Consider the following 22,145-nt stretch of genomic DNA (forward strand, 5'->3'; position numbering starts at 1 on the left):
CCTCGTCAGGCGTCGATGCTCGACATGTCGCCGTAGCGCTCGCCGGCCACGGCGCCCCGGGGGACCGCCTGCTCGAGCGAGGCGAGGTCGTCGGCGCTCAGCTCGACGTCGGCGGCCGCGACGTTCTCCTCGAGGTAGCGCACGCGCTTGGTGCCGGGGATCGGGGCGACGTCCTCGCCCTGGGCGAGCACCCACGCGAGCGCGAGCTGGCCGGGCGTGCAGCCCTTGTCGGAGGCCAGCCGCTCGACCTGGGCGACCAGCGCGAGGTTGGCGTCGAGGGCGTCGCCCTCGAAGCGCGGGAAGCGACCGGCGGCGCGGGAGTCGCCGGACTCGAGCGACTCGCGTGTCACGGCGCCGGTCAGGATGCCGCGTCCCAGCGGGGAGTAGGGCACCAGCCCGATGCCGAGCTCGCGGACCGTGGGGAGCACCTCGTCCTCGAGGTCGCGGGTGAAGAGGGAGTACTCGCTTTGCAGCGCCGTGATGGGGTGCACCGCGTGCGCCCGGCGGATGGTCGCGGCCGACGCCTCGGACAGGCCGAGGTGGCGGACCTTGCCGGCCTCGACCAGCTCCTTCATCGCGCCGACGGTCTCCTCGATCGGGACCGACTTGTCGACGCGGTGCTGGTAGTAGAGGTCGATGTGGTCGACGCCGAGCCGCCCGAGCGACGCGTCGCAGGCCGCCCGGACGTACTCCGGGGTGCCGTTGATGCCCACCCACGAGCCGTCGGGGTTGCGCTCGTTGCCGAACTTGGTGGCGAGCTGGACCTCGTCGCGGCGGTCCTTGATCGCGCGGCCGACGAGCCGCTCGTTGGTGAACGGGCCGTACATGTCGGCGGTGTCGAGGAAGCCCACCCCGAGGTCGAGCGCGCGGTGGATGGTGTCGATGCCGGACTGCTCGTCGGGGGTGCCGTAGAACTCCGACATGCCCATGCAGCCGAGGCCGAGGGCGCTGACGGTGAGCGGGGAGGTGGTGCCGAGCGTGCGCTTCTGGAGGGTCATGTCCTCCACCCAACGCCTTCGAGCGCGCTCCAAGTCAACCCCCGTCGGCGGCGTGCGTCACGCCGACGGGCGCACCGCGTTCTCGTAGATCGCGATCTTGTGGTCGATCGCGCGCAGGTGCGACGTCACCTCGGCGAGCTGCTGCTCGACGGTCTCGCGGTGCGCGAGCAGGAGGGCCAGGCGTTCGTCCTCGTTGCCGGCCCCCTCGCGGACCAGCGCGGCGTAGCGCCGCACGTCGCGGATCGGCATGCCGGTCGAGCGCAGCCGGGTGACCATCTGGATCCAGCGCAGGTCCTCGTCGGTGTAGCGCCGGTGGCCCGACGGCGCACGGTCGACGGAGTGCAGGAGCAGGCCGTCGCGCTCGTAGTAGCGCAGGGTGTGGGCGGTCAGCCCGGTCTGCTCGGCGGCCTCGGCGATGCTCAGGCTGGTCACCGCACCAGTGTCCGACCTGGAGTGCGCTCCAAGTCAAGCGTGCCGGTGCGGGACGGTCAGCCGCCGAGCGCGGGGCGGTGGAACCGCTCGAGCGCGAACGGCCCTCCGACGAAGCGAGCCTCGTCCTCGTCCTCGGCGCGCGCGACCACCTCGGCGGCGTACGCCTCGGCGTCGTCCTGCGGCTCGTAGCCGAGCCGGCGCCCCGGCTCGAGGTCCCACCAGCCGCGCGTGTTGGCACTGATGCCGTGGAGGACCGCATAGCCGGGGGAGGGGGCCGTGAGCGCCGCGAGCACCATCCGCACGGCGTCGCCGGGCGAGAGCCAGGTCGACAGGGCGCGCACCGTGCCGGGCTGCTCGAGGAACGAGCCGATCCGGCAGGCCACCGCGTCGATGCCGTGGCGGTCGACGAACAGCTGCAGCAGCGCCTCCGCGGCCACCTTGGCGACGCCGTAGTAGGTGTCGGGGCGGGGCAGGGCGTGCTCGGTGAGCTCGCCGTCGGCGCGCGGGGTGCGGCCCACGGCGTGGTTGGAGGAGGCGTAGACCATGCGCGGGACGCGGTGCGCGAGCATCGCGTCGAGCAGCGCCGCGGTGGTCACCACGTGGGAGGTGAGCTCGGTCGGCAGCGACGCCTCGTCGGGGAACCCGGCGAGGTGGACCACGGCGTCGAGGTGCTCGGCGGCGAGCACGGCCTCGACCGCGTCGGCGTCGGCGCAGTCGGCCTCGTGCCACGCGAAGGTGGTGCCGTCGGGCGCCGGCACCAGGTCGAGGCCGACGACCTCGTGCCCGGCCGCGACGAGGCCGGGGCAGACGGTGCGGCCGAGGCTGCCGGCGGCGCCGGTGACGAGGACGCGCACGTCAGATCCGGGTGACGACCTGGCTGAGCAGGCCGCCCATCCGGCTCGCGGCGGCCTTGCCGGCCTCGAGGACCTCCTCGTGGTTGAGCGGCTCGCCGCTCAGGCCCGCGGCGAGGTTGGTGACCAGGCTGATGCCGAGGACCTCCATGCCGGCCTCGCGGGCCGCGATCGCCTCGAGGGTGGTGCTCATGCCGACCAGGTGGCCGCCCAGGATCCCGGCCATCCGGACCTCCGCGGGGGTCTCGTAGTGCGGGCCGGGGAACTGCACGTAGACGCCCTCGTCGAGCGAGGAGTCGACCTCCCGGCACATCGCCCGCAGGCGCGGGCTGTAGAGGTCGGTGAGGTCGACGAAGTTCGCGCCGACGATCGGGCTGGTGCCGGTGAGGTTGATGTGGTCGGAGATCAGCACCGGCTGGCCGGGCTGCCACCCCTGCTTGAGCCCGCCGCACCCGTTGGTGAGGACGATCGTCGAGCAGCCCGCGGCCGCGGCCGTGCGGATCGGGTGGACGACCGCCGCGACGCCCTTGCCCTCGTAGAAGTGGGTGCGCGAGAGGAAGACCAGCAGGTTCTTGTCGCCGTTGCGGATCGAGCGGATCTTGCCGCTGTGGCCGGCGACGGCCGCGGCGCTGAAGCCGGGCAGGTCGGTGGTGTCGATCTCGGCGGTGGCCTCGCCGAGCGCGTCGACGGCCGGCAGCCACCCGGAGCCCAGCACGAGGGCGATGTCGTGGCGCTCGACGCCGGTCAGCTCGGCGAGCTTCACGGCGGCGTCGGAGGCGAGGTCGTACGGGGAGCGGGCGTCAGCGCTGTTCACGCGGCGAACTCTAGACGGTGCGACGGCGCCCGCCGCCGTCCCCTGCACGGCAGCGGGCGCCGCCGGCACACGGTGCCCCTGCAGGTCCAACGCGGGACCGCGCGGAAGGTCACACGGGGGCGGGCGCGGCGCCGCGTCCGGGCCGGGTCAGAGGCCGGTCGAGCGGCACGCGCGGCGGCGCAGCGCCGCGACGTAGTCCTCGGGCGCCCCGGCGGCCTCGGCGGAGTCGGCGAGCACGCCGAGGTAGGACGCGGAGGGCAGGCCGCCCTCGTAGGCGTCGAGGACGTAGGCCCAGACCACGAGCGGGCCGGTCATCGTCTGCACCCGCACCTTGGTCTTGCGGTAGAGGCCGGTGTCGGCCGCCTCCCAGCCGTCGAGGGCCTTCTCGTCCTCGGGCGTGACGTCGTAGACGGCCACGAAGACCTGCTCGAACGGGTCCTGGACGATCGTGGACAGGGCGCCGTCCCAGCCGTGCTCCTCGCCCCCGAAGGTCAGTCGCCAGCCGGTCAGCCAGCCGGTGGAGTGGAGGATCGAGTGCGGGCAGCGCTCGCCCATCCGGGCGGGATCGAGGTTCGTCCCGTAGGCGGCGTAGAGCGTCACGGGATGAAGGCTACCGAGCCGTCGCCTCCCGGTGTGCCGTCGCGGGGGCGGACAACTAGGCTGGGGGTGTGACCGACACGCACTTCGACACCCTCGTCCTCGGCGCCGGCCCCGGTGGCTACGTCGCCGCGATCCGCGCAGCCCAGCTCGGCCAGAAGGTGGCCGTGGTGGAGGAGAAGTACTGGGGAGGTGTCTGCCTCAACGTCGGCTGCATCCCCTCCAAGGCGCTGCTGAAGAACGCCGAGCTCGCGCACACGCTCCAGCACGAGAAGGCGAAGTTCGGCATCGAGGGCGACGCCACCATGGCGTTCGGGCCGACCCACAAGCGCAGCCGCGACGTGAGCGCCGGCATCGTCAAGGGCGTCCACTTCCTGATGAAGAAGAACAAGATCACCGAGATCGACGGCTGGGGCACGCTGACCAGCGCGACCGGGATCGACGTGGAGAAGGACGGCCAGAAGACCGGTTACACCTTCGACAACCTGATCATCGCCGCGGGCGCGACCGTGCGCCTGGTGCCGGGCGTCGAGCTCAGCGAGAACGTCGTCACCTACGAGGAGCAGATCCTCACCGACCAGCTCCCCGAGTCGATCATCATCGGCGGTTCCGGCGCGATCGGCGTCGAGTTCGCCTACGTCATGGCCAACTTCGGCGTCGACGTGACGATCGTGGAGTTCCTCGACCGGATGGTGCCGACCGAGGACGCCGACATCTCCAAGGAGCTCGCCAAGCACTACAAGAAGCTCGGCGTGAAGGTGCTGACCTCCACCGCCGTCAAGAACGTCGAGGACACCGGCTCCGGCGTGAAGGTCACCGTCGCCCCGGCCGCGGGCGGCGACGAGCAGGTGCTCGAGGCCGGCAAGTTCCTCGCGGCCTTCGGCTTCGCGCCGCGGGTCAAGGGCTACGGCCTGGAGAACACCGGCGTCACCGTCACCGAGCGCGGCGCGATCGAGATCGACGACTTCGGCCGCACCAACGTCGAGAACGTCTACGCGATCGGCGACTGCACCGGCAAGATGATGCTGGCCCACGTCGCCGAGGCGATGGGCATCGTGGCCGCCGAGACGATCAACGGCGCCGAGACCATGCCGGTCGCCTTCGACTTCGTCCCGCGCGCGACCTACTGCAACCCGCAGATCGCGTCCTTCGGCTACAGCGAGGCGCAGGCCAAGGAGAAGGGCTACGACGTCAAGACCGCGTCCTTCCCCTTCACCGCCAACGGCAAGGCCATGGGCCTCGGCGAGCCGATCGGCTTCGTCAAGGTCGTCGCCGACGCCGAGCACAACGAGATCATCGGCGCCCACATGATCGGCCCCAACGTGACCGAGCTGCTCCCGGTGCTCACCATGGCCCAGCAGTGGGACCTCACGGCCGACGAGGTGGCCCGCAACGTCTTCGCGCACCCGACCCTGGGCGAGGCCGTCAAGGAGGCCGTCCACGGCATCGCCGGCCACATGATCAACTTCTGATGGCCGACCACATCGTCATCGTCGGTGGCGGTCCGGGCGGCTACGAGGCCGCCCACGTCGCCGCCCAGCTCGGCGCCGAGGTGACCGTCGTCGACACCGACGGCGTCGGCGGCTCCGCGGTCCTCACCGACTGCGTGCCGAGCAAGACGCTGATCGCCACCTCCGAGCTCATGGCCGACCTGGCCGGGGCGCGGGAGCTGGGGGTGAACTTCCGCGACCACGAGGGTGACGCGGCGACGTCGATCGCGGTCGACCTCGGCCGGGTCAACGCCCGCGTCAAGCAGCTCGCCGCCGACCAGTCGGCCGACATCGCCGCGCGCCTCGAGCGCGACGGCGTACGCGTCGTGACCGGTCGCGGCCGGCTCGGTCCCGACCTCACCGTCACCGCGACGACCGCGGACGGCGAGGAGGTGCTGCGGGCCGACGCGATCATCGTCGCGACGGGCGCGGCGCCGCGCACGCTGCCCAGCGCGCAGCCCGACGGCGAGCGGATCCTCACCTGGGAGCAGGTCTACGACCTGACCGAGGTCCCGGAGAAGCTGATCGTGGTCGGCTCCGGCGTCACGGGCGCGGAGTTCGCCAGCGCCTACCTCTCCCTCGGCATCGACGTCACCCTCGTCAGCAGCCGCGACCGGGTCCTGCCCGGCGAGGACGCGGACGCCTCCCTCGTGCTGGAGGAGGTGCTGACCCGGCGCGGGATGAACGTGCTCGGGAAGTCCCGCATGCAGTCGGTGACCCGCGACGGCGACGAGGTCACCGTCACCCTCACCGACGGCCGCACGGTGACCGGCAGCCACTGCATCCTGGCCCTCGGCTCGGTCCCGAACACGGCCGACCTCGGGCTCGAGGAGGCGGGCGTCGCCACCGACGAGGGCGGCTTCATCACCGTCGACCGGGTCTCGCGCACCACTGCCCGCGGGGTCTACGCCGCCGGTGACTGCACCGGCGTGCTGATGCTCGCCTCGGTGGCCGCGATGCAGGGCCGGATCGCGATGTGGCACTTCCTCGGCGACGCGGTCGCGCCGCTGGACCTCAAGAAGGTCTCCAGCAACGTCTTCACCTCGCCCGAGATCGCCACCGTCGGCTGGTCGCAGCAGGCGGTCGACGCCGGCGAGATCACCGCCGAGGTGGTCACCCTGCCGCTCGCGGGCAACGCCCGGGCCAAGATGCAGGGCGTGCGCGACGGCTTCGTCAAGCTGTTCTGCCGCCCCGGCACGGGCATCGTGGTGGGCGGCGTCGTGGTCGGCCCGCGAGCCTCCGAGCTGATCCACCCGGTCTCCATCGCGGTCGCCGAGTCGCTGACCGCCGACCAGCTGGCGCAGGCCTTCACCGTCTACCCCTCGATGAGCGGGTCGATCGCCGAGGCCGCGCGCCGGCTGCACCGGGTCTGACACCGGAGCCGGACCGGACCCGGGCCTCGGGGCCCGGACCGGGCTGGCAGGCCGGGCACCACCACGACCAGCGGTTGGCGGCGTCGCCGGCGACCTCCTCGGCCGTGCTGACCGGCCCGCCGCACCGGCGGCAGCCGCGCCGCTGCCGCCCGACGACCCAGTGGTCGTCGCCCTTCGCCGAGGACCCGGTCGTCACCTGGTAGGCACCCTCGACGGTGGCCGAGTGGCGCAGCATGGTCGCGGCGCGCCCCACCAGCCGCTCGACGTCGACGTCGCCCACCGGCGTCCAGGGGCTGACACCGGTGAGGAACGCCAGCTCGTTGGCCCACAGGTTGCCGAGGCCGGCCATCCGGCGCTGGTCGAGCAGCGCGCTCACCAGCGGCAGGGCCGGGTCGGACCCGACGCGGCGCACCGCCTCCTCGGCGTCCCAGTCCTCCCGCAGCGGGTCGGGACCGAGGTGTCCGACGAGGTCGTGCTCGCGGTCGGTCGGCACCAGGTCGAGGTCGTGGAGCCGCACGCCGTGGACGGTGCGGTCGTCGTCGAGGGTCAGCACCAGCCGCACGTGAGGCTGGACCCGACCGGGCAGGCGCTTGCCGGCGGCGAGCGTCGACCAGGAGCCGTCCATCCGGAGGTGGCTGTGGAGCGTGGCCGCGGGGGAGCCGTCCGTGGCCGACAGGCGGGTCAGCAGGTGCTTGCCGTGGGTGTCGTGGCCCAGCACCGTGCGGCCGGCGACGTCGCGGGTGGCCAGGCGGGGAGTGCGGAAGTCCGAGCGCACGACCGTGCGACCGGCGAGCTGGCGGTCCAGCCGGCGGGCGAGCTTCCAGACGCTGTCTCCCTCGGGCACCCGTCCAGTGTCACAGGCGGGAGGTCAGGTCCCGAAGCCGCCGCCGCCGGCGCTGCGCGCGCTGATCTCCACGGCGGCCTGGTCGACGACGCGGCGTGCTCCGTCGCCGTGCCGGCCGCGACCGACCGCGGTGAGCGCGCGGCGCGACACCTCGGCGACGCCGCCCGACTCGTGCCACGGCACCCAGCGGTCGCCGACGCGGACCATCCGGACCTCGGGCTGCTCGTCGCCGGCGAGGCGTCGGGCGTCGGCGGCGCACACGGCGACGGTGCGGGCGACACCGCCCGGCGGCGCCCACTCGACGTCCTGCACGGCGGGTCCGTGGCGCGGGTCGAAGAAGCAGGGCTCGCGGCGCTGGGGGAGCGGCTCGCCGTCGCGCAGCGCGAGCACGGCGGCGCGGTGGAAGCGCGCGTCCGCGGCGAGCTGCTCGACGGCGACGACGTCCTCGACCGTGGTGCTGGCGGCGAGCCGGGCCTTGGCCTGGTCGTAGTGCTCGAGCGCGCGGCGGTAGTGGTCGCGCGCGGCGGGGTCGAGGTCGTCGGCGAGGGTGTCGACGTGGAGCCCGGCGACCTGCTCGCCCAGCACCGTGACGTCCTCGTCCATGATCCGCCGCGCCACCCGCCAGCGATCCGTGGCGGCCAGCTCCTCCTCGCGCCTGCGGCGCCGTCCCCCGAACATGACCGGCAGTCTGCCACGGGCGGCAGCCGGCGCCCGGTCAGTCGCCGCCTCCACCGCCTCCGCCGTCACCCCCGCCTCCGTCGAAGCCGCCGTCGCCACCGACCCCGCCGCCGTCACCCCAGCCCGAGTAGTCGTGGCCGCCGATCATCCCGCCGTCGGTCCAGGCGCCGGGGTCGCTCCACGCCGCCGCGGCAGGCAGCTGCGCACCGGCCTGCCCGGGGGCCCTGCCGACGTACGCCATGGTGAGCCGCTCGGCCTCGAACCGGCCCTCGGCGACCAGCTCGGCGTACCACCCGCCGGCCCACGCGGCGTAGCGAGGACCGGAGGCGAACCACGCCACGCGGCGGTCGCCGAGGCGGACCAGGCGGACGTCCGGCTGCTCGCCCGCGACCAGCCTCTCGGCGTCGCGGAAGCACACCGGGATGCTGCGGGCGACCCCTCCGGTCGGAGCCCACTCGACGTCCCGGGCTGCCGGGCCGTGGGCGGGGTCGAAGAAGCACGGCGGTCGACGGGTCGGTCGCGGGTCGCCCGCCTGCGCCGCGAGCACGCAGGCGTGGTGGAACCGTCCGTCGGCCAGGGTGCTGGTCACTCCCGCGACGTCGGCGGTCGAGGAGGCGCGGGCGAGCACGGCCTTGGCCTGCTCGTAGTCGTCGAGGGCGTGCTGGTAGTCGGCCCTGGCCCGGTCGTCCAGGTCGGCGCCGAGGGTGTCGAGGTGGAGGCCGGTGAGCTCCTCGCCGAAGCGGGTGACGTCCTCGTCCGCGGCCCGGCGCACCAGGCGGAACGCGTCCAGCTCGGCGAGCTCGCGCTCGCGCCTGTCCCGACGGCGCCGACCCATCATCGGCCCAGTCTCCCACCTCCGCCGACCCCCTGCGGGCTCTCAGCAACCGCCTGTACGCTCGGTGGTTCTGTTGCCGACCCCCGGGGGAGGAGCCGACATGACGCTCACCCGCACCGCACTGGCGTTCGCCACGAGCGCGCTGCTCCTGCCCGCGCTCGCCACCCCGGCCGCCGCCGGCGAGCAGCAGCGCCGTCAGGTCGAGACCTGGACGACCCCGGGCAGCACGGCGATCACGATCACCGGGCACGGCTACGGCCACGGCCACGGGCTCTCGCAGTACGGCGCGCAGGGCGCCGCCCTCCAGGGGCTGACCTGGCAGCAGATCGTCGAGTTCTACTACCCCGGCACGACGTGGGGCGAGGTGCGCGGCAAGGTGCGGGTGCTGATCACCGCCGACACCGGTCGCGACGTGCAGGTCGTCGCACGCCCCGGCATCAAGGTGACCAGCCTCGCCCGCGACCGCTCCTGGCGGCTCCCGTCGCTCCCGGCACGCAAGTGGCGCCTGGTCGCGAAGGGCGGTGACACCCTCGTCCAGCGCACCACCGGCTCGCGCTGGCGGACCTGGAAGCGGGTCCCCGGCGAGGCCGAGCTCTCCTCGCGCAGCGGGCCGCTGACCCTCGTCACGCCCACCGGGCGCCGCGACTACCGGGGCTCGCTGCAGTCGGTCGCGCCGCGGCAGGGCAAGCGGCAGACCGTCAACCGGCTCGGCATGGAGGCCTACCTGCGCGGCGTGGTCCCGCAGGAGGTGCCGGCGCTGTGGCAGCCCGCCGCGGTGAGCGCCCAGTCGGTCGCAGCCCGGACCTACGCCGCGTTCGAGCGCTCGCACCCGTCGGCCGGGCACTACGACCTGTGCGACACCTCGCAGTGCCAGGTCTACGGCGGCGTCGACGTCGAGCACCCCGCCGCCACCGCGGCGATCCAGGCCACGGCGAAGCAGGGGCTGACCTACGAGGGACGGCCGGCGTTCACCCAGTTCTCCGCCAGCAACGGTGGCTTCTCCTCGGCCGGCTCGATGCCCTACCTGGTGGCCCAGCCCGACCCCTACGACGGCGTCGACAACCCGAAGTGGTCCACGTGGACCACGACGATCGACGACACGCAGGTCGAGGCGCAGTGGCCCGCGATCGGCGACCTGACCGGCATCGAGGTCACCACCCGCGACGGCAACGGCGACTGGGGCGGCCGGGTGGGTGACATGGCGTTCGTCGGCACCACCGGCACCGTCCGGGTCGACGGTGACACGGTGCGCACGGCGTTCGGCCTGGCCTCGGACTGGTTCACCTTCGCGGTGACGCCGCGGCAGAGCGGCCGGGCGCGCCCGTGAGGCGGGTGCGCCGGGTCGCCGCACTGCTCGCCGTCCTCGTCCTCGGCACCGCCGGGTGCCAGGCGGGGGAGGCCGCGGGGGACGACGACCCGCTGCCCGACCCCGTGGTCGACACCGAGGTGACCTCCGACGTCGACTACGTCGCCCTCGGCGACTCGTTCTCGGCCGGACCGTTCATCGGCACCATGCGCACCGACCCGACCGGGTGCGCGCGCTCGCACGACAACTACCCCGCGTTCCTCGCCGACTGGCTCGACGTCGCCTCCTACACCGACGTCACCTGCTCCGCCGCCACCACGGCCGACCTCACCGGCACGATGACGATGTTCGACGGCAACACCACCGGCCCGCAGCTCGACGCGGTGACCCGCGGGACGGACCTGGTCACCCTGGGAATGGGTGGCAACGACTTCGGCATCTACGACGCGCTCATCGGCTGCCAGGAGGGTCCGGCCGCCGCGTGCCCCGTCGACCGGCTCCGGGCCGACACCGCGAAGGTCGCCGACAACGTCCAGCAGGCGGTCCGCCGGATCGGCCGCCGGGCGCCCGACGCGACCGTCTACGTCGTCGGCTACCCCGACATCCTGCCGACCGAGGGCACGTGCGGCGCCGTGGGCGTCGACGCCGCGACGCTCGGCCCGGTCGCCGAGGTGGCCGGCCTGCTCAACGACGCCCTCGCGCGCGGCGCGCGCCGCGGAGGGGCGCAGTACGTCGACATGGAGGCGGTCTCCGAGGGACACGACGTGTGCGCCAAGGGGCGCGCCTGGGTCAACGGCCCGCGCTTCCGCGCCGGGGTCGCCGCGCCGTTCCACCCCAAGATCAACGGGATGCGGGCCGTCGCGACCGAGGTCTACCGCGCGGTCACCGGCGAGGAGCCGGAGGTCACCGAGTACGCCGAGCCCGACCCCGACGTGGTCGTGCTCAACGAGCCCGAGGGCTGAGCGCCCGGAGGCTCCTGACCAGCACCGGCACCATCACGGCCGCGGCCAGCAGGTGCAGCCCCACCAGGGCGGCCCCGGTGGCGACGTCGTCCGCCCACACGACCGGTGGGACGAGCGAGAGCGCGGTCAGGGCCGTCGCCACCTGGAGGAACCGGTCGGCCGGCCGCGACACCCACCGCGACAGGAGGCCGGCCAGGGCGAGCCCGGCGAGGCACGACACCCCGGTGACGACGGCGATGCCGGAGACGGGGACGACCTCGCCGCCCTGCACCACGTAGTCGGTCCCCGCTGCCCGCAGCAGCGCGGCAGCAGCCGCGGTGACGGTGCTCGCCGCGGCCGCGGCGAGGAGGCCCGGGAGGAGCAGCCGGCTCGGTGCGCGGACCGGGGCGCGGGTCGACGCGCTCACGGGGTCACCGCGCCGTCGGTGAGGCGCTCGGGGAGCCCGAGGTGGGGGAACTGCTCGGCCCCGAAGGTGGTCACCTCGGTGACGGCACCGCCGGAGACCCGCAGCACGTCGAGGGTGAGCGGCAGCCACGCGTCGGCGGCGTCGTCGCGCAGGTAGTACGCGACGGCGGGCTGCCGGTTGACCGCGGTGGGCAGCGGCCGGAGCCCGGTCATGCCCTCGTAGCCGTCCGCGACCCAGGTCGCGACGACCGCCTCGCGGCCGACGACCAGGCCCTCGGTGGGCGGCATCGCGAACCTCACGTCCTCGCGCAGCATGGTGGCGATCGTGGCGACGTCGGCGGCCACGCTCGCGTCGGTGAACCGGCGGACCAGGTCGACGGTGGCCCCGTCGGTGGCGGCCCCGGCCCAGTCCTGGCGCTCGCGCGGGAGGCGCTCGCGCATCGCGGCGCGCGCCCGCTGCAGCGCGCTGTTGACCGACGCCACGGAGTCGCCGAGCAGGTCGGACACGTCCTTCGCGGGCCAGCCCAGCACGTCGCGGAGCAGCAGCGCGGCGCGCTGGCGCGGGGCGAGGTGCTGCAGGGCGACCAGGTAGGCGAGCTCGACGGTCTCGCGGGCGAGCGCGCTGGCCTCCGGTCCGTCCGCGTCGTGCGCGGGAAGCTCGTCGAGCAGGCGGTCGGGGTAGGGCTGCAGCCACGGCACCTCGCCGCCGGTCGCGGGGGCGGGCCGACGCGCGGCCAGGGCATCGAGGCAGGTGTTGGTCGCGATCCGGTAGAGCCACGCCCGGAAGGTCGAGCGCCCGGCGTAGGTGTCGCGGCGTCGCCATCCCCGCAGGAACGTCTCCTGCACGGCGTCCTCGGCATCCTCGAACGACCCGAGCATGCGGTAGCAGTGCACGTGCAGCTCGCGGCGGTGCCGCATCGCGTGCGCGGTGAAGGCCTCCTCGTCGATCTCCGTCAGGTCGTCCACGACCGGCTCCCGTTCCAGTGTCTCCACGGCTCTCGCCATCCTCTCGTGACGTCGGTGTCACGGGTATGACGGTCCGGGGCGCCGGAACTCATCGCCTGGGGGTGGATCAGCCGATCACCAGCACCAGGTCGCCGCCCTCGGCGGCCTTGGTGGCAGCGATCACCACCCGCTGGACGGTGCCGGCGACGGGGGCGGTGATGGAGGCCTCCATCTTCATCGCCTCGATGGTCGCGACGGTCTGGCCGGCCTCGACGGTGTCGCCCTCGGCGACCGTCACCGTGACGGCGCCGTCGTAGGGGGCCGCGACCTGGCCCGCCGAGCCGTCGGCCCGCTCCGCGGAGGCGACGTCGGCCGAGACGCTCCGGTCGCGCACCTGCACGGGCCGCAGCTGGCCGTCGACGGTGGCCATCACCGTGCGCAGGCCGCGCTCGTCGGCCTCGCTGATCGCCTCGAGGCCGAACAGCATCTCGCGGCCCTCGCGGACCCGGACGCGGTGCTCCTCGCCGCGGCGCAGGCCGTAGAGGTAGTCGATGGTCGAGACGCCGCCGAGGTCGCCGTAGGTCTCGCGCGACTCGTGGAAGGCCGCCGTCGGACCGGGGAAGAGCAGCTCGTTGAGCGTCGCGCGGCGCTCGGACGACAGGCTGGCGCGCTGCTCGTCGGTGAGCGTCTCGGCGGGCTGCTTCCAGGTCCGGCCGGCCAGCGCCTTGCTCCGGAACGGCTCCGGCCAGCCGCCGGGCGGGTCGCCCAGCTCGCCGCTGAGGAAGCCGACCACCGAGTCCGGGACGTCGTAGGACGCCGGGTCGGCCTCGAACTCCGCCGGGTCCGCGCCCGCGGCGACGAGGGCGAGGGCGAGGTCGCCGACGACCTTGGACGACGGGGTCACCTTGACCACGTTGCCGAGGATGTCGTTGGCGGCGGCGTACATGTCCTCGACCTGCTCGAACTTCTCGCCGAGGCCCAGCGCGATCGCCTGCTGGCGCAGGTTGGAGAGCTGGCCGCCGGGGATCTCGTGGCGGTAGACACGTCCGGTCGGGGCGGGCAGCCCGGACTCGAACGGCGCGTAGACGCGGCGCACGGCCTCCCAGTAGGGCTCCATCGCGTTGACCGCCGCGAGCGAGAGGCCGGTCTCGCGGGGGGAGTGGTCGGTCGCGGAGACGAGCGCGGACAGGGCGGGCTGGGAGGTGCCGCCGGCCATCGAGGCCGCGGCGCCGTCGACGGCGTCGACGCCGGCGTCGATCGCGGCGAGCAGCGTGGCGAGCTGGCCGCCGGGGGTGTCGTGGGTGTGCAGGTGCACGGGCAGGTCGAACCGCTCGCGCAGCGCCGTCACCAGGGTCCGTGCGGCGGGCGCGCGGAGCAGGCCGGCCATGTCCTTGATCGCCAGCACGTGGGCGCCCGCCTCGACGATCGACTCGGCGAGCCGGAGGTAGTAGTCGAGCGTGTAGAGCTTCTCGTCCGGGGAGGAGAGGTCGCCGGTGTAGCACAGCGCGACCTCGGCGACCGAGGTGCCGGTGGCCCGGACGGCGTCGATCGCCGGGCGCATCTGGGACACGTCGTTGAGGGCGTCGAAGATCCGGAACACGTCGATCCCGGTCTCCGCCGCCTCCTGGACGAAGGCCTCGGTGACCTCGGTGGGGTACGGCGTGTAGCCGACCGTGTTGCGTCCGCGCAGCAGCATCTGCAGGCCGATGTTGGGGATCGCCTCGCGCAGCGCGGCGAGCCGCTCCCACGGGTCCTCGTTGAGGAAGCGCAGTGCGACGTCGTAGGTCGCGCCGCCCCAGCACTCGACCGACCACAGCTGCGGCGTGGTGCGGGCGACGTGGTCGGCGACGGCGAGCAGGTCGCGGGTGCGGACGCGGGTCGCGAGCAGCGACTGGTGGGCGTCGCGGAAGGTGGTGTCGGTGACCGCGACGGTGGTCTGCGCGCGCAGCCGTCGGGCGAACTCCTCCGGGCCGACCGCGCGCAGCAGCTGGCGGGTGCCGTCCGGCACCGGCTGCGACCGGTCGAGCCGGGCGAGCTTGCTGACCGGGTCGACGGTGACCGGGGCCGCGCCGTGGGGCTGGTTGACGGTGACGTCGGCGAGGAACTCCAGCAGCCGGGTGGCGCGGTCGCCGCCGACCTGGGCCTTGAGCAGCTGCGGGTGGTCCTCGATGAAGGAGGTGGTGACGCCGCCGGCGGCGAAGTCGGGGTCGGCGAGGACGGCCTGCAGGAAGCCGACGTTGGTCGAGACGCCGCGGATGCGGAACTCCAGCAGGGCGCGCCGGGCCTTCTGCACGGCGGCCTCGAAGGTGCGGCCGCGGCAGGTGAGCTTGGCGAGCATCGAGTCGAAGTGGGGGCTGACCTCGGCGCCGGTGTAGGTCGTGCCGCCGTCGAGGCGTACGCCGGGGCCGCCGGGGGAGCGGTACATCGTGATCCGGCCGGTGTCGGGGCGGAAGCCGTTGGCCGGGTCCTCGGTCGTGATCCGGCACTGCAGCGCGAAGCCCCGGGGCGCGACCGAGTCCTGGGTGAGGCCGAGGTCCGCGAGCGTGGCGCCGGCGGCGATCCGCATCTGCGCCTGCACGAGGTCCACGCCGGTGACCTCCTCGGTCACGGTGTGCTCGACCTGGATGCGGGGGTTCATCTCGATGAAGACGTACTTCCCGGACGGGTCGAGGAGGAACTCGACGGTGCCGGCGTTCCGGTAGCCGATCTCGCGGGCGAAGCGGACCGCGTCGGCGCAGATCCGGTCCCGGAGGTCGGGGTCGAGGCTCGGGGCCGGGGCGATCTCGACGACCTTCTGGTGGCGGCGCTGCACCGAGCAGTCCCGCTCGTAGAGGTGGATCACGCCGCCCTCGGAGCCGGTCCCGTCGGAGAGGATCTGCACCTCGATGTGGCGCGGGTCGACGACCGCCTGCTCGATGAAGACGGTCGGGTCGCCGAAGGCGCCCTCGGCCTCGCGCATGCAGGTCTCGATCGCCTCGCGCAGGTCGGCACGGTCGTCGACGCGGCGCATGCCACGCCCGCCGCCGCCGGCGACGGCCTTGACGAAGAGCGGGGCCTCGATCCGCTCGGCCGCCGCGACCAGCGCGTCGACGTCGGTCGACGGAGGCACCGACTCCAGCACCGGGACGCCCGCGGCCTTCGCCGCGGCGATGGCGCGGGCCTTGTTGCCGGTGAGGGTCAGGACCTCGGCGCTGGGGCCGATGAAGGTGATGCCGGCGGCCGCGCACGCCTCGGCCAGGGCGGGGTTCTCCGACAGGAAGCCGTAGCCGGGGTAGACCGCGTCGGCGCCGCAGTCGACGGCGACCCGCACGATGGCCTCGGGGTCGAGGTAGGCGCGGACGGGGTGGCCGACCTCGCCGATCTGGTAGGCCTCCTCCGCGCGCATCCGGTGCTCGGAGCCCCGGTCCTCGTGCGGGAAGACGGCCACCGTGCGCACGCCGATCTCGCGCGCCGCTCGGAAGGCCCGGACTGCGATCTCGCCACGGTTGGCGACGAGCACCTTGGAGAACATGGGGCGCAACCTACCGAGGTACGCGTGTGACGTGGGTTACTCGTCCGTACCGTGGCTGGCCGCTCAGGCCGCCGCCGGCACCTGGGCGCGCCACCACGCGACGGTCGCCGCGAGCCCGTCGGCGAGCGGGGTGGGCGCGAGGCCGAGCCGCTCCTCGCTGCGGCTGGAGTCGAGCACGAACGGCGCGGTGAACATGTACGACGTCTCCGCCAGCTCGCGCATGTCGCGCGAGACCAGGCCGACCGCCGTCATCAGCGCGCCCGGGATCGAGGACGTCCGCGGGACCGGGACGCCCCCGGCGGCCGCGACCATCTCCACGAGCTGCTGCTGGGTGAGCGCCGGCGCGGTCGGGGCGTGCAGGAACGAGTTCCACAGGTCCTCGCGGGCCGCCGCGCGGACCATCGCGGCGGCGAGGTCGGGCACGAAGGTGAACGAGTGGGGCTGGTGCAGGCTGCCGGCCACGCGCATCGTGCGCCCGGCCAGGACGGTCGGCACCATGCGCTCGCCCGCGTGGGCGTTGCGGACCAGCGGGCCGTAGAAGTCGGACGCCGCGACGCTGACGGTGGGCGTGGGGGAGGCGTCGCGCTGGGCGAGCAGGTCGGTACGGACGCCGAGCTTGCCGCCGGACGCCGCGCGGGGGAGGTCCTCGGTGATCGGCCCGTCCACCGGGCCGTAGGAGTAGAGGCTCTCCGGGAACACCACGACGGCGCCCGCGCGGCCGGCGGCCTCGAGGACGACCTTCTCGGCCAGCGGCAGCTCGGCGCGCCAGGTGCGGGCGTCGTAGCGCGAGCCGTGGATGCAGTGGTGCACCGCGACCGCGCCGGCGAGGGCCTCGTCGAGGTGGTCGGGACGCGACACGTCGACCCTCCTCCGCTCGATGCCCGCGTGCTCGGGCCCGGAGCCCGAGCGGGTCAGCAGGCGGACCTGCTCGCCGGCCTCGGCGAGCTGGAGGGCGACGGTCGAGCCGACGGGACCGGCTCCGGTGACGACGTGGACGGACATGGGTGCTCCTCGGGATCCAAAGAGAGAGCGGTGCTCTCGGTGAAGCAAGCATGCATCGATGGAAGGGCGAAAGCAAGAGCGGTGCTCTCTTCAGATAACACCGCTCGCTCCTGTGGCACACTGGGCGGCATGTCGGAGACCTCGCCCCGCGCCCGGGCGCGCGAGCAGACCATGCGCGACATCGTCCGGATCGGCCGGGCCCACCTCGCCACGGACGGCGCAGCCGCCCTGTCCCTGCGGGCGGTGGCGCGTGACCTCGGCATCGTGTCGTCCGCGGTCTACCGCTACGTCGCGAGCCGGGACGAGCTGCTGACCCTGCTCGTCGTCGACGGCTACGACGAGCTCGGCGACGCCGTCGACGCCGCCGAGGCGAAGGTCGCCCGCGCCGACCACGCCGGCCGGATGCGGGCGATCGGCCGCGCCGTGCGCGCGTGGGCCGTCGCCGAGCCGGCGACGTACGCCCTGCTCTTCGGCAGCCCGGTCCCGGGCTACGAGGCGCCGGCCGAGCGCACCGTGGTGCCGGGCACGCGGGTGATCCTCCGGCTCGTCGCGGTGTGGGAGGACGCCTGGGCGGCCGGAGTCGCACCCGCTCCCGGGGCCGGGGTGGCGCCGCGGCGGCTCGCGCGCGACCTCGCCCGGCTCCGCCGGGACCTCGCCCTCACCGCCCCCGACGAGCTGGTCGCGCGGGGCATGCTGGCGTGGGCGGCGCTGTTCGGCTGCGTGAGCTTCGAGGTCTTCGGGCAGTACGGCGCGGACACCTTCACCGACCCGAAGGACATCTTCGAGCACCACCTCGACGTGCTGGTGGCGACGGTCGGCCTCGGCTAGCGGCGCCAGGTCGGGCGAGGCGAAGTCGCGCCAACCTCTACGGGGCGCTGGAGCGTTCTCCCTGTGAGAGGTTGCAGCACGACATCACCAGCGGGGGGACCGGGGAGTGGACGACGAGGGGTTCACCGACTGGGCAGCGGGCTGCCAGCAGTCCCTGCTGCGGTCGGCCTACCTGCTCACCGGCGACCTGCACCGTGCGCAGGACCTGGTGCAGGAGGCGCTCGTCAAGGTCGCGCTGCGCTGGCACCGGCTCCGCGACCAGGACCCCACCTCGTACGCCCGCCGGATCGTCGTGCGCGACAACGTGAGCTGGTGGAGGCGTCGTCGGGAGACCGTCGGCACCGACGCCGACCTCGCCGTGGGCGACGGAGCGAGCAGCGATCCCGCCGCCGCGCTGGTGGTGCGGCAGGCCCTGATGCGGCTCACCGCCGCCCAGCGGGCGGTCGTCGTCCTGAGGCACCTCGACGACCTCTCCGAGCGCGAGACCGCCGAGATCCTCGGCGTCAGCATCGGGACGGTCAAGAGCCAGAACGCCGCCGCCCTCGCGCGGCTGCGGACCGGCGCCCCGGAACTGCTCGACCTCACCGGAGGGCACCCATGAACGAGCTGCACGACCTGCTGGCCGGCGCGACCGATCGCGTCGAGAACCCTCGCCTCGAGCACGCGGCGCTCCGGGTCGCGCGGCGTCGGCGCACGCGCCGGCGAGGTGCCGCCGCGGCGGCGGCCGCGTCCGCCCTGGCCGTGGCGGTCGTCGTCGGCGTCCAGGGCGTGGGTCGCGTCGGCTCGCCCCAGCCGGCCGCCCCCCACGCGCACGGCGCCCACACCGACCCCACCCCCGCGCCGAGCCCGTCCGTCCGTGACGACGACGTCGCGAAGGTCTGGCCGGAGTGGGATCCCCGCGAGGTCGACCGGCTGCCGGCCGCACCCGACCGGGTGGCCCCCGCGCTCCCGCGCACGATCGCGCCCCCCGCGTCGTCCCCGCCGCTCGCCGACGCCCCGATCGACGCCGCGGTCGTCGCGGTGGAGCAGGACGGCGTCGCGCAGGTGCTCGGCAGCGGGGGTGAGTGGCGGACCGTGCCGGTCGCCGGCCGGCACCCCGTCCTCGCGCTCAGCCCGAGCGGCACCCGGCTGGCGATCTCCTACTACCCCGACGGGGACCCGTCCGGCCACGACTACGGCGTCACGACCTACGACCTCGCCAGCGGCAGTGCTGCGTACGTCCCCGTCCCGGACGGCTTCGTCCCGCGCGACGACACCGGCTGGTCGTTCCGCGACGACGACACCCTGCTGCTGGTCACCGGCGCCCGGGCGTACGCCGTCGACGCCGCCTCCGGGGAGACCTCGGAGACGTTCGCCCCGAGCGGGATCGAGTCGACCCTGGACCCCGACGGCGCCTGGCTGACCAGCGCCGACTTCGACCAGCCCAACGTCCTCACCGACTACGCGGGAGGCGCCCCGCGCGAGGTGAGCATGGACCTCACCGGACGGCTGTCGCGCCTGCAGGCCAACGCGGACACGGTGGTGGGGACGACCTACGACGACCAGCAGTACAGCGTGGTGGTCGCGGACCGCGAGACCCTGACCCCACAGCACCGGTTGCCCGTGCTCGACCCGGAGGCCAACTACAGCAACTGGGGCCTCAGCACCCTCGCCCTCACCGACGACGGCACCGTCCTGCTGCGCGTGGCGAAGATCGACCGGTCCGGCGGGCACGGTTCGCGCGTGGTCGCCTGGCGACCCAGCACCGGCGAGCTGTCGGTCGTGAGCACCACCGACCTGACGGTGGAGGCGCTCCTCGTCTACGCCACCGGCGCGCTCCGCGCGTCCGGCTAGGCCCGGGACCCGCCCAGCGCCCGCCCGACCGCCCGCCCCGAGAAGATGCAGCCGCCGAGAAAGGTGCCCTCGAGCGCGTTGTAGCCGTGCACCCCGCCGCCGCCGAACCCGGCGACCTCGCCCGCCGCGTACAGCCCCGGGACGGGGGTGCCGTCGGCGGCCAGGCAGCGGCCGTCGAGGTCGGTCTCCAGGCCGCCGAGGGTCTTGCGGGACAGGATGTTGAGGCGCACGGCGATGAGCGGGCCGTGGGCGGGGTCGAGGATCCGGTGGGGCTTCGCCACCCGGATCAGCTTGTCGGTGCGGCTGCGGCGGGCGTTGTGGATCGCCATCACCTGCACGTCCTTGCTGAAGTCGTTGGCCACCTCGCGGTCCCGGGCGACGATCTCGCGCTCCAGGGACTCGGCGTCGAGCTTCGGCCCCCGCGCCAGCTCGTTCATGCCGGTCACCAGCTCGTCCAGCGAGTCGGCCACGACGAAGTCGACGCCGTGCTCCTTGAACGCCTCGACCGGTCCGGGCGCGCCCTTGGCGAGCCGGCTCTGCGCGAGGAACCTGAGGTCCTTGCCGGTGATGTCGGGGTTCTGCTCCGAGCCCGACAGGGCGAACTCCTTCTCGATGATCGACTGGGTCAGCACGAACCACGAGTAGTCGTGACCGGCGGCGAGGATCTGCTTCATCGCGCCGATCGAGTCCGCGCCCGGCACACCGGACATCCCCTCGAGCCGCCTGCCGGTGGCGTCGAACCACATCGACGACGGGCCGGGCAGGATGCGGATCGCGTGGTCGGGCCAGACCGGGTCCCAGTTGTGGATGCCCTCGACGTAGGCCCACATCCGGTCCTTGTTGACCATCGTCGCGCCGGCCGCCTCCGCGATGCCCTGCATCCGTCCGTCGACGTGGGCCGGGACGCCGGAGATCAGGTGGTCGGGGGCCGGGCCGACGCGGTCGGTGGGCCAGTTGCGGCGCATCAGCTCGTGGTTGTGGCCGATGCCGCCGGAGGTCACCACGACGGCGGGGGCACGGAGGTCGAAGTCGCCCACCACGTCGCGGTTCGACCGTACGCCGCGGGCCGCGTCGTCCTCGGCCAGCACCGCGCCGCGGACGCCGACGACCGCGCCGTCCTCCACCACCAGCTCGTCGGCGCGGTGGCGGAACGCGAAGCGCACCAGCCCGGCCTCCTCGGCGCGCTGCACCGGCTCGGCGAAGATCCGCACCACCTCGGGGCCGGTGCCCCAGGTGAGGTGGAAGCGCGGCACGGAGTTGCCGTGGCCGAGCGCCCGGCCGTCCCCGCGCTCGGCCCAGCCGACGAACGGGAGCGAGCGCAGGCCGAGGGCGCGGAGATAGTCGCGCTTCTCCTCGTGGGCGAACCGGACGTACGCCTCGGCCCACCGCTGCGGCCAGAGGTCCTCGCCGCGGCCGGGGCCGTCGGTGCCGTCGCCGAGCCGGTCGAACTGCGCCGAGCCCTGCCAGTCCTGCCAGGCCAGCTCGGGGGAGTCCGTGATGCCCATCCGGCGCTGCTCGGGGCTGTCGACGAAGAACAGCCCGCCGAGCGACCACCACGCCTGCCCGCCGAGGTTGGCGCGGTTCTCCTGGTCGAGCACCAGGACCCGCTTGCCGGCCAGCGCCAGCTCGTGGGTGGCGACGAGGCCGGCCAGCCCGGCGCCGACGACGATCGCGTCGGGGGTGAAGTCGTTCATCGGGTCTCCTGCTCGTAGCGGCTGACGATCATCTCGGCGAGCAGGCGCAGCGCCCGCTCCACCGTGCGGCCCGGTGGTGCCGCGGGGTCGGGGTCCAGGGCGGAGAAGGCCAGCCCGTCGAGGAAGTTGACGACGATGCTCAGCACCGGGGCGAGGTCGTCGGCCGGCAGCCGGGCGGCCCAGAGGTCGCCGGCGACGGCGAGCATCCGCTCCTGCAGCGACTCGCGCGCCGGGACCAGCGCGTCGCGGAGGTCGGCGTCGGCGCGGGCGGCCACCAGCAGCTCGCGCCAGGTCTGGTTGGCGGGGGAGAGCACGGCGGTGCGCAGGTGGGCGAGGACGTCCGTGACCGCGTCGACGCTCGCCACGTCGGAGCCGACCGTCGTGCGGAACTCCTCGACGTTGCGCCGCGCGACGTGCTCGGCGGTCGCCACCAGCAGCGCCTGGCGGGTGGGGAAGTGGCGGAACAGCGCGCCCTGGCTGACTCCGGCGCGCGCGCAGACGGCCGCGGTGGACGTGGCGGCGTACCCGCTCTCGGCCAGGCACGCCGCCGTCGCGTCGAGGAGCGCGGCGATGGTGCCGGCGCGGCGCTCGGCCTGCGTACGACGGACGGGCGCGGTGGTCATGCGCCCAGTGTCACATAGAAAGCGAGTGCTCGCTATCTAATGTTTGCCGGGGCGGTGTCCCAGCCACCTTTTCGGGCAACGGAATGTCGGTGGCACACCGCTCGGGGGTGCGCCACGGTCAGGT

General features: G+C 74.1%; 21 protein-coding genes. 7 read left to right on the top strand and 14 right to left on the bottom strand.

Annotated elements, in window-relative coordinates; genetic code table 11:
- Positions 1-5: 5 nt before the first annotated feature.
- From LN652_RS18415 to LN652_RS18435, 5 genes are all read right to left on the bottom strand, one after another.
- Positions 6-998 carry an aldo/keto reductase gene (locus LN652_RS18415; protein WP_230442037.1) on the bottom strand — a complete coding sequence of 331 codons (993 nt, stop codon included), beginning with the start codon at positions 996-998 and terminating at the stop codon, positions 6-8.
- A gap of 57 nt (positions 999-1,055) precedes the next feature.
- On the bottom strand, positions 1,056-1,430 hold the full coding sequence (locus LN652_RS18420; RefSeq protein WP_230442038.1) for a MerR family transcriptional regulator: 375 nt from the start codon (positions 1,428-1,430) through the stop codon (positions 1,056-1,058).
- A 56-nt stretch (positions 1,431-1,486) separates the two neighbouring features.
- Entirely contained in the window at positions 1,487-2,284 is a 798-nt protein-coding gene (locus LN652_RS18425) for an NAD-dependent epimerase/dehydratase family protein (protein ID WP_230442039.1), read from the bottom strand.
- A gap of 1 nt (position 2,285) precedes the next feature.
- A complete protein-coding gene (locus LN652_RS18430; protein ID WP_230442040.1) occupies positions 2,286-3,095 on the bottom strand; it encodes a purine-nucleoside phosphorylase in 810 nt (269 codons plus the stop codon).
- Positions 3,096-3,242: 147 nt separating this feature from the next.
- Positions 3,243-3,695: a gamma-glutamylcyclotransferase gene (locus tag LN652_RS18435; protein ID WP_230442041.1), complete on the bottom strand. Its 453-nt coding sequence runs from the start codon at positions 3,693-3,695 to the stop codon at positions 3,243-3,245.
- Between the two features lie 68 nt (positions 3,696-3,763).
- On the opposite strand from LN652_RS18435, the gene lpdA reads away from it, so the two are divergent.
- On the top strand, positions 3,764-5,164 hold the full coding sequence (lpdA, locus tag LN652_RS18440; protein WP_230442042.1) for a dihydrolipoyl dehydrogenase: 1,401 nt from the start codon (positions 3,764-3,766) through the stop codon (positions 5,162-5,164).
- Positions 5,164-6,555, top strand: a complete 1,392-nt coding sequence (locus LN652_RS18445; RefSeq protein ID WP_230442043.1) for an NAD(P)H-quinone dehydrogenase — start codon at positions 5,164-5,166, stop codon at positions 6,553-6,555. Before lpdA ends, LN652_RS18445 begins: the two co-directional genes overlap by 1 nt.
- Here LN652_RS18445 and LN652_RS18450 read toward each other — a convergent pair.
- Genes LN652_RS18450 through LN652_RS18460 form a run of 3 tightly spaced genes read right to left on the bottom strand, consistent with a single transcriptional unit; the run spans position 6,491 to position 8,915 of the window.
- Complete coding sequence (locus tag LN652_RS18450) at positions 6,491-7,399, bottom strand: DNA-formamidopyrimidine glycosylase family protein (protein WP_230442044.1); 909 nt, start codon at positions 7,397-7,399, stop codon at positions 6,491-6,493. The two genes, LN652_RS18445 and LN652_RS18450, sit on opposite strands and share 65 nt — an antisense overlap.
- 24 nt (positions 7,400-7,423) lie before the next feature.
- Complete coding sequence (locus LN652_RS18455) at positions 7,424-8,077, bottom strand: hypothetical protein (protein ID WP_230442045.1); 654 nt, start codon at positions 8,075-8,077, stop codon at positions 7,424-7,426.
- Between the two features lie 37 nt (positions 8,078-8,114).
- A complete protein-coding gene (locus LN652_RS18460) occupies positions 8,115-8,915 on the bottom strand; it encodes a hypothetical protein (protein ID WP_230442046.1) in 801 nt (266 codons plus the stop codon).
- A 97-nt stretch (positions 8,916-9,012) separates the two neighbouring features.
- On the opposite strand from LN652_RS18460, the gene LN652_RS18465 reads away from it, so the two are divergent.
- Both LN652_RS18465 and LN652_RS18470 read left to right on the top strand, forming a co-directional pair.
- The gene (locus LN652_RS18465) at positions 9,013-10,239 is read left to right on the top strand and encodes a SpoIID/LytB domain-containing protein (protein ID WP_230442047.1); all 1,227 of its coding nucleotides are present in this window, start codon (positions 9,013-9,015) and stop codon (positions 10,237-10,239) included.
- A complete protein-coding gene (locus LN652_RS18470) occupies positions 10,236-11,180 on the top strand; it encodes an SGNH/GDSL hydrolase family protein (RefSeq protein ID WP_230442048.1) in 945 nt (314 codons plus the stop codon). The genes LN652_RS18465 and LN652_RS18470 overlap by 4 nt, the downstream gene beginning before the upstream one ends.
- On the opposite strand, the gene LN652_RS18475 is transcribed toward LN652_RS18470, so the two are convergent.
- The 4 genes from LN652_RS18475 to LN652_RS18490 form a co-directional block, all read right to left on the bottom strand.
- Positions 11,161-11,586, bottom strand: a complete 426-nt coding sequence (locus tag LN652_RS18475; RefSeq protein ID WP_230442049.1) for a DUF6069 family protein — start codon at positions 11,584-11,586, stop codon at positions 11,161-11,163. The two genes, LN652_RS18470 and LN652_RS18475, sit on opposite strands and share 20 nt — an antisense overlap.
- A complete protein-coding gene (locus LN652_RS18480; RefSeq protein ID WP_230442050.1) occupies positions 11,583-12,551 on the bottom strand; it encodes an RNA polymerase subunit sigma-70 in 969 nt (322 codons plus the stop codon). Before LN652_RS18480 ends, LN652_RS18475 begins: the two co-directional genes overlap by 4 nt.
- 106 nt (positions 12,552-12,657) lie before the next feature.
- A complete protein-coding gene (locus LN652_RS18485) occupies positions 12,658-16,041 on the bottom strand; it encodes a pyruvate carboxylase (RefSeq protein ID WP_230442051.1) in 3,384 nt (1,127 codons plus the stop codon).
- Positions 16,042-16,104: 63 nt separating this feature from the next.
- On the bottom strand, positions 16,105-17,043 hold the full coding sequence (locus LN652_RS18490; RefSeq protein WP_230442052.1) for an NAD-dependent epimerase/dehydratase family protein: 939 nt from the start codon (positions 17,041-17,043) through the stop codon (positions 16,105-16,107).
- 129 nt (positions 17,044-17,172) lie between these two features.
- Between LN652_RS18490 and LN652_RS18495 the strand changes: the two genes are divergently transcribed.
- From LN652_RS18495 to LN652_RS18505, 3 genes are all read left to right on the top strand, one after another.
- Positions 17,173-17,871, top strand: a complete 699-nt coding sequence (locus tag LN652_RS18495; protein WP_230442053.1) for a TetR/AcrR family transcriptional regulator — start codon at positions 17,173-17,175, stop codon at positions 17,869-17,871.
- A 106-nt stretch (positions 17,872-17,977) separates the two neighbouring features.
- A complete protein-coding gene (locus LN652_RS18500) occupies positions 17,978-18,472 on the top strand; it encodes a SigE family RNA polymerase sigma factor (protein ID WP_230442054.1) in 495 nt (164 codons plus the stop codon).
- Positions 18,469-19,704, top strand: coding sequence for a hypothetical protein (locus tag LN652_RS18505; RefSeq protein ID WP_230442055.1), 1,236 nt, complete (start codon positions 18,469-18,471; stop codon positions 19,702-19,704). The genes LN652_RS18500 and LN652_RS18505 overlap by 4 nt, the downstream gene beginning before the upstream one ends.
- Here the strand turns inward: LN652_RS18505 and LN652_RS18510 are convergent.
- Together LN652_RS18510 and LN652_RS18515 are read right to left on the bottom strand one after the other, a co-directional pair.
- Positions 19,701-21,398, bottom strand: a complete 1,698-nt coding sequence (locus LN652_RS18510; RefSeq protein WP_230442056.1) for an FAD-binding dehydrogenase — start codon at positions 21,396-21,398, stop codon at positions 19,701-19,703. The two genes, LN652_RS18505 and LN652_RS18510, sit on opposite strands and share 4 nt — an antisense overlap.
- Positions 21,395-22,021 (bottom strand): TetR/AcrR family transcriptional regulator, encoded by a 627-nt coding sequence (locus LN652_RS18515; RefSeq protein ID WP_230442057.1) that lies wholly within the window; start codon positions 22,019-22,021, stop codon positions 21,395-21,397. The genes LN652_RS18510 and LN652_RS18515 overlap by 4 nt, the downstream gene beginning before the upstream one ends.
- Positions 22,022-22,145 lie beyond the last annotated feature (124 nt).

Source organism: Nocardioides okcheonensis, from assembly GCF_020991065.1.
GTDB classification, from domain to species: Bacteria; Actinomycetota; Actinomycetes; order Propionibacteriales; family Nocardioidaceae; genus Nocardioides; species Nocardioides okcheonensis.

What these genes read in the sequence shown, in the direction of transcription:
- LN652_RS18415 (WP_230442037.1), bottom strand. Translation starts at nt 998, where the DNA reads ATGACCCTCCAGAAGCGCACGCTCGGCACCACCTCCCCGCTCACCGTC.
- LN652_RS18445 (WP_230442043.1), top strand. Translation starts at nt 5,164, where the DNA reads ATGGCCGACCACATCGTCATCGTCGGTGGCGGTCCGGGCGGCTACGAG.
- LN652_RS18455 (WP_230442045.1), bottom strand. Translation starts at nt 8,077, where the DNA reads ATGTTCGGGGGACGGCGCCGCAGGCGCGAGGAGGAGCTGGCCGCCACG.
- LN652_RS18460 (WP_230442046.1), bottom strand. Translation starts at nt 8,915, where the DNA reads ATGATGGGTCGGCGCCGTCGGGACAGGCGCGAGCGCGAGCTCGCCGAG.
- LN652_RS18465 (WP_230442047.1), top strand. Translation starts at nt 9,013, where the DNA reads ATGACGCTCACCCGCACCGCACTGGCGTTCGCCACGAGCGCGCTGCTC.
- LN652_RS18485 (WP_230442051.1), bottom strand. Translation starts at nt 16,041, where the DNA reads ATGTTCTCCAAGGTGCTCGTCGCCAACCGTGGCGAGATCGCAGTCCGG.
- LN652_RS18490 (WP_230442052.1), bottom strand. Translation starts at nt 17,043, where the DNA reads ATGTCCGTCCACGTCGTCACCGGAGCCGGTCCCGTCGGCTCGACCGTC.
- LN652_RS18495 (WP_230442053.1), top strand. Translation starts at nt 17,173, where the DNA reads ATGTCGGAGACCTCGCCCCGCGCCCGGGCGCGCGAGCAGACCATGCGC.
- LN652_RS18505 (WP_230442055.1), top strand. Translation starts at nt 18,469, where the DNA reads ATGAACGAGCTGCACGACCTGCTGGCCGGCGCGACCGATCGCGTCGAG.
- LN652_RS18510 (WP_230442056.1), bottom strand. Translation starts at nt 21,398, where the DNA reads ATGAACGACTTCACCCCCGACGCGATCGTCGTCGGCGCCGGGCTGGCC.
- LN652_RS18515 (WP_230442057.1), bottom strand. Translation starts at nt 22,021, where the DNA reads ATGACCACCGCGCCCGTCCGTCGTACGCAGGCCGAGCGCCGCGCCGGC.